We start from the raw sequence: 11,126 nt of genomic DNA, 5'->3' as shown, positions 1-11,126 counted from the left end.
CAATCACGCTCCGGTTGCGGCTTTGCCACTTTCGGACCAGGTTGCTGTCACAGGGACTGCCTTTACCTACAATGTGGCAGCGGGCAGTTTCACCGACGAAGATTCCGACGCTCTGACGTATACGGCGAGCCTGGAAGACGGCAGCGCTTTGCCATTGTGGCTGGTCTTTGATGCGGCGCAGCGGTCATTTAGCGGCACGCCTTCGGTGGCGGCCACCTACCGCATCCGGCTGACGGCTACGGACGGCAAGGCTTCGGCGGGCAGTGTGTTTGGCCTTTCGGTCAGCGCGGCCCCTTCGGCAGCGTGTTTGCCTCTGAGCTTTCTGTCCTGCGCGCAGCTGACTGTCCCGCTTCCGTTTGCCTTGACTTTCAGCGGCAATGAAAACGGGCTGACCGACAAGGACGGCAAGGGCACCGGCTTTACGATGGCCGATGCCTACTCAGGCACGCGCGTAACGCTGGACGGACCGGCCAGCTCGGCCGTGAGGGGCTATGAGCCTTCCAGGCTGACGGTTGCCTCGGGCAAGCTGGGCATCCTGTCCAACAAAGGCATCTCGATCACCGGCATCAACAACCAGATCAATGCGCTGGGCGTGGGCTTTGACGCCTCCCAGGGTCCTTTCATGATCCAGACCACGCTGGTCAACCCCTACAAGGGCACCAGTGACGAGCAGGCCGGCATCTGGTATGGCCTCAACGACAAGACGTTCCTTAGGCTGGCGATCAACAACAACCGGATCGTGCTCAGAAGGGAGATCAACGACGCCTCGCCGCTGGCCTCGGATCTGACCGATGTCAACCGCCGCAACACGGCCTCGATCTCCGGACTGGACAAAAAGACGGTGCGTTTAAGGCTGCTGATCAACCCGGCCGCAGCGACCGCGGAGGCTTTCTACTCGGTGGACGGCATCAGCTTTATCAATGTCGGCGAGGCTTACCCGGTCAAGGGCCTGAGCATCGAAGGCATGGGCATCACTGCCGGCCAGGCATATGCGGGCGTGTTCGGTACGTACCGCAACGGCGCTACGGCCATCACCTATACCTTTGATGATTTCTCGATCAGCCCCCAGGGTGCTGTGATCAACCATGCGCCGGTGGCCTCGCCGGTCGCCAACCAGGATGCGCCGGTCGGCACGGCCTTCAGCTTCACGCTGGCCGATACGACCTTCCGCGATGCCGACCAGGATGTGCTCACGCTTTCGGCCAGTCTGACCGACGGCTCGGCGCTGCCTTCGTGGCTGAGCTTTAATGCGGCTACGCGTACTTTCAGCGGCACGCCTGTTTCAGCGGCTGTTTACCCGGTACGCCTTTCGGCGACCGACGGCAAGTCGCCGGCCGTGAGCACCGAGTTCACCATCACTGCTTCGGCCGTCAACCGGGCGCCCGTGGTGGTCACCGCTGCCGAGGCCCAGGCCCTGACAGCCGGCCAGCTCTTCTCGTTTATGACCGGCAGCTTCTCAGACCCTGACCAGGGCGACGCCCTGACCTATACGGCGGCTTTGGCCTCCGGCGTCAGTCTTCCGGCCTGGCTGCTGTTTGATGCCCAGACCCAGACGTTCAGCGGTACGGCTCCCGAGCAGGCCACCAGCCTGTCGGTGCGCATCACCGCTACGGACAAGGCCCTGGCCACCGCTTCCGGCAGCTTTACGGTAACGGTTACGGCTGCCCCGGTGGTGGTGGCCTGCGCGCCCATCAGCACGCTGCCTTGCGAGGAGATCGCCGTCAGCCTGCCTTTCCTACTGAACTTTGACGGCCAGGAAGGCGGTCTGGCAGATAAAAACAAGCTGGGCACCGGCTTTACGATGGCCGACGCCTACTCCGGCGTCCGCAACACGGCCGACGGCACGGCTTCCTCGGCCCAGGTCTGGGGCTATGAGCCATCCAGGCTGACGGTCTCGGGCGGCAGGCTGACGATCCAGACTTACAAAGGCATCGGCTTTTCAACCAACAACAACCAGATCAATGCCCTGGGCGTAGGCATTCCTTCCAGCGGCAAGCTGACCATAGAGACCACGGTGGTCAACCCCTACAACGGTACGGGCTCCGAGCAGGGCGGTATCTGGGCAGGGCTCAATGACAAGACCTTTGTCAAGCTGGCCATCACCGGCAACAAGGTTGAGATGCGCAAGGAGCTCAACGATGCCAGCTCGACGCTTTCCACGACGGCCAACCCCGACCAGCGGATCACGGGCGTGATCTCGGGTCTGAACACCCAGACGGTCAGACTCAGACTGGTTTTGGACCTGGTGACCAACAAAATGGAAGGCTTCTACTCCACAGACGGCGGAGTGAACTACATCAATGCAGGCGCCAGCTACGCTTCGGCCGGCATTGACATCACCGACATGGCCCTGAGCGGCAAAGCGCTGTATGCAGGCCTTTATGCCACGCACCGCAATGCAAGCACCCCGGTCAGCTTCAGCTTCGACAACTTCTCGGTCATCCGCGACGGCGCAGCCGGCAAACTGCTGGCCTTTACACCCAATGCGCTGGACTTTGCAGCCGTGCAGGGACAGGCTGTTACAGGCAAGTCCACGGTGCTCTCTGTCAGCGAAGGCGCGCCTTCGGTCACCTTGAGCAGCACGGCAGCAGGCTGGCTGACGCTGCCTTCGGCCACGACGGGCACCATCAGCTTCGGACCTTCCAACTTCTCGACGACCATGGCGCCGGGCATCTATGAGGCCACTGTGACCGCGTCGGCAGAAGGCTACCAGCCTGCCACGCTTCTGATCAACCTGACGGTTTCAGCCCCGGCCATCAGCCAGCAGATCCAGGTCAACTTCCAGGATGCGGCCACTGTGCCGCCTGCGGGCTGGGTCAGAGACTACGGCCAGCCTTTCGGGCTAAAAACAGGCGCTAATCAGGGCACAGGACTGGAATACGGATGGCGCAAGCGCTCGGACGGCTCGCTGCTGGACATCTCCGTGGGCGGCACGGCCAACCTGGGCAACGGGCGCCGCCGTACTACGCCGGCCGATGTGCTGCTGGCCAGCTTCATGCACATGCAGACGGCCAGCAATGCCAGCTTCAACGGCACGCGCGCCGATGGCTACTGGGAGGTAAAAGTCCCTAACGGCACCTATGAGGTAACCGTCTCGGCAGGGGATTCCGACCCGGGCACCATCGCCGAAAGCCACACCATCAACGTCGAAGGCGTCAATGCAATCAGAGGCTTTGTGCCCAGCGGCACCGCCGGCACCAGCACCCGCTTCAAGTCGGGCAAGGTGCAGGTCAGTGTCACCGACGGTTTTCTGACGATCAATGCCGATGGCGGCACCAACACCAAGATCAACTCGGCTTTGATCACCCCGGTCAGCGTACAGCCCTACCTGGTGTGGTCGGCCAGCGAGCACAGTCTGGTCATTGAAAAAAGCACCGGCGAGACGGCCAAGACCTTCTCCCTGGACCTGAACCATTCCACCACCCAGGACGAGCTGGCCATTTCCCTGACGGCCGACTACGGCGCAGGAGCGGCAGGCTGGCTGAGCTTTGATGCCAGCCACAACGGCAACGAGCCCAACGTGACCTTTGACTATACCGCTGCCAAGGCGCTGGCAACGGGCACCTATACAGTGACCATCACAGCTTCGGCTGCGGGGCATACCAGCGCCAGCACCCTGGTGCAGGTCACCGTGCTGGCAGCCGGTGCCAACCAGCCTTACGTGATCTCTTCCACGCCGGCCAACGGCGCTACCAACGTCAGCGTGAACATCGCCAGCATTGCGGCCAACAACCTGTATGTGCCCGAAGTGGCCGGCTTTAAAGGCGGCGTCAACAATGCGACCGTCTCGCTGGCGACGGTGAAGCTGCTGAAAATAGCGGGCAACACCACCACCGAGATCCTGGGCACCGCCCAGGGCACAGGCGGCGGGGATGCCATCAGCTTCTCGCCCCGGTACGCCTTAGAGACCAATACCAAATACAAGTTCGTGATCACCGACCAGGTGCAGTCCCACAGCGGCGCAGCGTTCCTGCCCTACGAGGCGACTTTCACCACCGGCAGCACCACGACGGGCACGCCCAACCCGGTGGCCGCCGAGTTTGCGCCCAAGCAGGTCATCCCCGGCACAGTCGGCAAGAAATATACGTGTCTGACCTTTGGCCCGGACGGCAAGTTCTATGCCCTCCGCCTGGACGGCGTCATCGAGCGCTTCACAGTCGATCACCAGACCGGCATGCTCTCTGAGCAGCAGGAGATCAAGTCGCTGACGGCCAAATACGGCCTCAGATCCTCGGTAGGTCTGACCTTTGACCCGGCCTCGACGGCGACCAACCTGATCGCCTGGGTATCGCACTGCAGCGCAGGGCTGACCAATGCGCCCGAGTTTGACGGCAACATCTCCAAGCTGACCGGCGCGGACCTTCAGACCGAGCAGCTGGTGCTGACCAAGCTGCCGCGCTCCAAAGCCGACCACTTGGTCAACAGCATCGCCTTCGGACCGGACGGCGCCTTGTACTTCAACCAGGGCAGTCTGAGCTCGATGGGCAACTACGACGGTACCTGGCAGCGCGACGAGAGCCTTCTGGCAGCGACGGTGCTCAGGCTGGACATGGGCAAGCTTTCAGGCATCACCCTGCCGCTGGACGTGAGAACGACCTCCAACCAGGCGCTGATCAATGCCGCGCCATCCGACAGCTACCGCATGCCGGACGGCACCTATAATCCGTATGCTGGCAACTCGCCTTTGACCATCTATGCGTCCGGTGTGCGCAACGCCGTAGACCTGGTATGGCATACCAACGGGCAGCTGTATGTACCGGCCAACGGCTCGGCGGCAGGCGGCAACTCGCCGGCCTCGGTAGCCGGCACGCGCCGGCCCGACGGCAGCTTCTACAACGGTCCTGTGGTGGTCTCCACCAGCGGGGTGAAGGTGCAGAACGACTGGCTTTTCCGGGTGAACCCCCTGAAGCCGGTGGGCTACTACGGCCATCCCAACCCGCTTCGCGGCGAGTATGTGGCCAACCGCGGCTACCTGGACAACCCCAAGTACCCCGTCACCCAGGGACCGGATGCCAATTACCGCGGCGCGGCCTATAACTTTGAGCTTAACAAATCGCCTAACGGCGCCATCGAATACAAGAGCAATGCCTTCAACGGCGCTCTGAAAGGAAGACTGCTGGTGTGCCGTTTCAGCGGCGGCAGCGACATCATTGTCCTCGAACCGGGCGCTAAAATCAAAGACCCGGCCGTCAACTCGGCCGACAGCGATGACCGCATCTATGACATCATCGGTGCACAGACCGGCTCGGGCACCGAAGGCATCACCGGCCTTTCGGGCTTTACCAACCCGCTGGACCTTACCGAGGACGTCGAGACAGGCAACCTGTATGTGATCGAATACAACTGGAACAACACCACCGGCAAGACCGCGCAGATCGTGCTGCTGAAAGCCACGGCGCCTTCCGCGCTGGCCGGTATTGCCGAAGTGAGCCCCGCAGCGATCACCGACAACGACGTGGCAGGCGGCGCAGCCGGCAAGACGCATACCATCACGCTGGCCAACACCGGCAACAGCAACCTGACAGTGACCGGCATCGCCCTGGACGGCGCTGACCAGAGCCAGTTCCTGCTGACGGGTGCGCCCGCAGCCAGTGTGGCCTCCCCGGTCATCATTGCCCGCGGAAGCGCCATTACCTTCAACATCGCCTTCAACCCGGGCTCGGTGGGCGTAAAAACAGCCAGCCTGCTGGTCAGCAGCACCGGCAACCCCGTGCAGACGGTCTCCTTGAAAGGACTGGGCACAAGCGGGCTGTCGGGCGGCAACGAACCTTCTTTGCAGCTGGTGATGGACGTGCACGGCATCGGGGTGAACGTAGGGGATGACAACAAAAACACCAACGTCATCCACAGCAACACCACCACGGCCAAGGCGCCTTTGCTGGGCGAGGAAGTAGCCATCCAGGCCTTCCAGCGTGCCGGTGATGCGCCGGTGAGCATCGAGCCCCTGTCGGTGTTCGGTCCCCAGGACGCTTCCGGCACGGTGACCGGCTTTGGCTGGTACAGCTCCGGCAACGCCAATGCCAAAAACGAGCTCTTTACGGTGGCCAACAGTAATTACCAGACTGTCGATGTACAGACCAGCGGCGTGTTGTCCTTTGACCCGGGCATCGACTCCTTTGGCTTCTACTCGCGCTGGCCTTACTTTGCCAACCGTCACCTGTACAGCGAGGACGCACTCAATACCTTTACCGGCGCTTTGCCGCACCATGTCCGGGTTTACCCGCTGAAAGATGCGGCCGGCCAGCCTGTGGAGCATGCCTACGTGATCGCCTTCGAGGAGACGGTCTCCGGACTGGACTATCAGGACATCGTCGTGATCGCCCGCAACATCAAGCCTTACGAAGAGGCCATAGCCCGGGAGCTTTCCCTGTCGGCTTCCTCGCTGGCCTTTACCCATACCAGCGGCAATGCGGCACCTGCCGCCCAGACCGTGACTCTGTCTGCCAGCTCGGGCACTCCGGCTGTCAGCCTGAGCAAAACCGCCGGCAGCGACTGGCTGGTGCTGCCTTCCACAGCTTCGGCAGGCAGTGTGTCTTTGGGCATCAACCCTGCGGGCCTGGCGGCAGGCACCTACCAGGCCACCGTTACCTTTGCAGCGGAAGGCTATACCAGCGCCAGTTTGCCGGTCAGTTTGACGGTGAGCAGCCCGGCATCCTCGGCCATCATCACCGCCAGCAGCCCCGAGCTGATCTTTGATGCGCTTAAAAACACGACGGTAACCCGCCGTCTGACGATTACCAACACCGGCACGGGCACTTTGGACCTGGGCAGCATCGGCATCACCGGCAGCAATGCCGCCAGCTTCACTGTGAAGCCGGTGAGCGTGGAAGGCCAGCCCAGCGAGACCTCGCTGGCCGCTGAGCAGACCAAAATGCTGGACATCTCCTTTACGCCGGGCAATCTGACGGTGGTGACTACCTTTGAGGCGGCCCTGGTGATCAACAGCAATGCCGCCAATGCGCCTGTGCTCGGCATCGGCCTTTACGCGATGTCTCTGAACGGCTATGAGGGCAGCAACGAGCCGCCTTTGCAGACGGTGGTCAATACGCTGGGCTACAAGATCAATGTAGGCTGGACGAACCTGGCCAACGGCGTGCAGGCCACCATGAAGGGCGAGGAAGTGCCTGTGCAGCTCTTTGAGAAAGCAGGCGACGGCCCGGTGGGCATCACCCCGGTGGCGCGCTATTCGCCCAACCAGGAACTGCCTTTCGGCTTTTATACCAACAACGGCGCAGTCGACCTGAACCTGGTCGGCAAGCTCTCCGGGGTCTTTGGCCAGCACAACGCCCTGTTCCCGCAGATCGTGGCAGGCTCCGACCAGTTCACGCCTCAGGATGCTTTCGGGATCTATGTGGTAGGCCTTGAAAACCGGCTGTCCTACACCCAGGATGCGCTGAATGCCTCCGGCCCCGCGCTGCATGCAGTCAGGACCTACCCGCTCAAAGACCGTCAGGGCAACCTGGTGGCCAACAGCTACCTGGTCTGCTTTGAGGACGCCTCCAACGGCGACTACCAGGACTATGTCTTTGTGCTCAGCAACGTGATCGCTGCCGGCACGCGCAAGGAGCTGGTCTTTGATGCTGCTTCCCTGGACTTCAATGCGCCGGTCAACGGGACCGCCGCTGCCAAGACCGTTACGCTGCAGGCCCGCAACGGCACACCCGCAGCCATCACCTTTGAGAAGTCCAACACCAGCTGGCTGACAGTACCTTCGCCTGCCCTGGGCAGTCTCTCGCTGGGTGTCAACCCTGCAGGCCTTGCCGCAGGCAGCTATACGACTATGCTCACGGCCCGCGCGGAAGGCTTTGCCAGCGCGGCGCTGAAAGTGAGCCTGCATGTGACTGATGTCAGTGCCAATGCCGTCAAGGTCAACTTCCAGCTGGCCACCACCGTGACGCCTCAGGGCTATCAGGCCGATGCCGGACAGCCTTACAGCGATGCACGCGGCTATGGCTGGGTCAGCCCGGTCAGCAAAGAGCCCAAGGACAACACCGCCAGCATGCGCGAGCGCAGCTCGGCCACCGTGGAAACCCGTATGCGGACCCTGGCCCTGATGCAGGGAACAGCTGCGGGCCAGGGGCCCAGCAGCTGGGAGCTGAAAGTGGCCAACGGCATCTACAATGTGACGGTGGGCGCAGGCGATATCGGCTTCTTTGACAGCAACCACCGCATCAACGCGGAAGGCACCCCGGTCATCTCAGGCTTTGTGCCGACGGCCCAGACGCCGACGATGATCGCGACGGCGACCGTGGAGGTAACCGACGGCAAGCTGACGCTGGACGCCACAGGCGGCACCAACACCAAGATCACCTTTGTGATCGTGGACCCGGCCACAGCCGAAGGCGACTTCATCCCGCCGGTGGCTGCGGTGCAGCTGAAAGGCACGGCGCAGTCTGCCGGCAGCTACCTGGGCCAGGTCGTGGCCACGGTAACGGCCACCGATGCAGGCGGCTCGGGCGTCAGCAAGCTGCTTTACAGTTTGAACAACGAGGCTTACAAGGAATACTACGCGCCGCTTCTGATCAATACGGCGGGCACATACAGTTTGCGCGCCAAAGCCATCGACGGCAACGGCAACGAGGCCACCTCCTCTGTTGTCTCCTTTACGGTGGTGCAGCCCCAGCCAAGCAATGCCAACATGGTCGTGGAGAACCTGGACAAGTTCCCGGCCAACGACAAGCTGACCTTCTCGCTGATCCAGTCGCCCTGGAGAAGAACCAACGAGGACGGCACCTTTACGCCTTACAACCGCAACCACGATGTGGTCAAGGTCCGCATCAGCAACAAGGGCACCGGGGTGCTCAGCATCGCAGGCCTCAGCCTGACCAACACGGCCGGCTGGAAGATCGCCTCCGTGGGCGGTGCAGCCTATGATGCCAGTGCGCCGATCGTGATCAACCCGGCCGCTTCGGTGGAAGTCGCCGTGCAGTTCACCGCGCAGTATGCCACAGGCCGCGTGCGGGTGCTCAACGATACGCTCAACATTGTCTCCAACGATGATCTGGCGCCCAAGAAAAGCCTGATTTTGCGCGGGCTCTGGCAAGCGGCCGGCGAGGGTAACAACGAGCCGCGGGCCATGGAGATCATGAGCGCCTTCGGTCTAAGGACCAACGTGGGCTTCCAGCACGATGACGGCACCAATGCCGGCACGAGCATGGTGCTGAACACCGATGAGATCCTGCCTTCTTTCTTTACGAGGGCAGATGCCTCCCGGCCGGTGACGGTCGTGCAGCTGGCGGCCTACCATGGCTGCTGCGCCTCGGTGGAGAACCTGGAATACTATATCAAGGGCTCCTCGACTTACTCGACTTTGTTTACCCATGATGCCCTGGACGGACAATCGCTGCTGCCTTTGAAAAGGGGCTCGACCACCGGCGCGCTTTCGGAAGGATCCTTCAACCCCTCGGGCGCCTTCGGCTTCCGCTCGGGCAGCTCCAACACCGACCGCACCAAGAACTCGGAAGGCAAGATCGGCATGCGCGTCTGGAAGGCCATCGATGCCAACGGCAACATCATCCCCAACACCTACCTGTTGGGCCATGATTACATCGGCAACCCGGCCGTGACCAACTACGACTACCAGGACAACATCTTCTATGTAAGCAATGTAAGGCCTGAGACCGGCGCTGTGAACTACTCCGAGCTGGCGTCTGTGCCTTCGGCGGTCGACTTCGGCTCGCGCCGCACCGGCCAGACCAGCACCCAGACCATCGCGCTTACCAACTTGGGCAAGGCCTATGCCGACGGCAGCGCCGACCCGAATGTCACCATCAAAAGCATCGAGATCACCGGCGCCAACCTCAACGAGTTTACCGCCGCGCAGCCTTTGCAGCTCACGCTCGCCCCGCAGCAGACCACCAGCGTTGCCGTTACGTTCCGTCCCGGCAGCCCGGGCATCAAGAATGCAGCCCTTTTGGTCAGCTACAACAGCAGCCTCTCGCCGGTGCGCGTGCCGCTGTACGGCATCGCAGACGATAACTGCAACGTGATCACGGCCGTCAAACGCATCAAGGGCGGCGCAGACGCCAGCGTAACCATCGCCGGCAAGGTCTGGGAAGCCGATAAGGCCTACCGCCAGGGCTCGGTGCAGCTGGACAAACCGGCAGCGACCCCGATTGCGGGCACTGACGAGGATGCGCTTTACCAGACGTATCTGTCCGCCTCGGCCGACCTGGGCGAGACGCGCTACCAGGTCCCGGTGGCCAACGGCAGCTACATGGTCCGCATGCACTTTGTGGAAAACTTCTTTACGGCAGCCGGCTCGCGGATCTTTACCGTCAGCCTGGAAAACCAAAGCAGGCTTTCCAACCTGGACATCTTCCGGGAGGCCGGCTACAAGACCGCCATCGTCAAGGACTTTGCTGTCGCGGTGACAGACGGCAAGCTGGACGTGCGCTTCAACCCGTCGGCAAACCGGGTGGCTTTGGCCGGCATGGAGATCTTTGCGGCCTCGGCCAGCGCGGATGCCATCAGTTTGACCCAGCAGTCCGTACAGGGTGCGCAGTGCGGGGTGGCCAATGGCGCCATCACCTTCTCGGTGAGCAACACCACGGCGGCACCGGTGCTCTACAAGATGGGGCCTTCGGGCATCTACCAGACCTCTCCGGTGTTTACCGGCCTTTCGGCAGGCGATTATACCTTCTATGTGAAGGAGAACACCGCGACCGGCTGCGAGACTTCCAAGGTCTTCACCATTCCGGTGGTCAATAACCTGGCCTTTACCGTGACAGCGCCTGTGCTGGCCTGCACCGATGCGGCGGGCACCGCGACCGTCTCCGGCATCACCGGCGGCTCGGGCAGCTACACCGTCAGCTGGGATTCCAGCCCGGCGCAAACCGGCCTGACCGCGACCGGCCTTCAGCCGGGCGTCTACAACGTGACCCTGCTGGATGCCTCCGGCTGCAGCAAGACCCAGCAGGTGACCGTCAGCCGCGCAGCCGGCTGCGGACCTGCGGCCATCCGCATCAATACGGGCTCGACTACGGCTTACACCACAGCGGACGGACGTGTGTTCAGCGCCGACCAGTACTACGGCAATGTGAGTGGCGGGACCGGCACTTTGGCCAGCACGGTGGATATCCTGAACACGACCGACGATGTGCTTTACCGCTCCGAGCGCTCTGCGG

The 11,126-nt window shown here is 62.3% G+C and carries 1 protein-coding gene; it reads left to right on the top strand.

The window, feature by feature from the left end:
* The coding region (locus FEM55_RS01060; protein WP_138279474.1) for a putative Ig domain-containing protein at positions 1-11,126 on the top strand (11,126 nt) is incomplete at both ends.

Origin of the sequence: Dyadobacter sediminis, from assembly GCF_005860765.1 — a bacterium.
Classification (GTDB): Bacteria; Bacteroidota; Bacteroidia; order Cytophagales; family Spirosomataceae; genus Dyadobacter; species Dyadobacter sediminis.
Note: the sequence above shows the minus strand (reverse complement) of the source record. Positions and strands in the feature narration are given on the sequence as shown.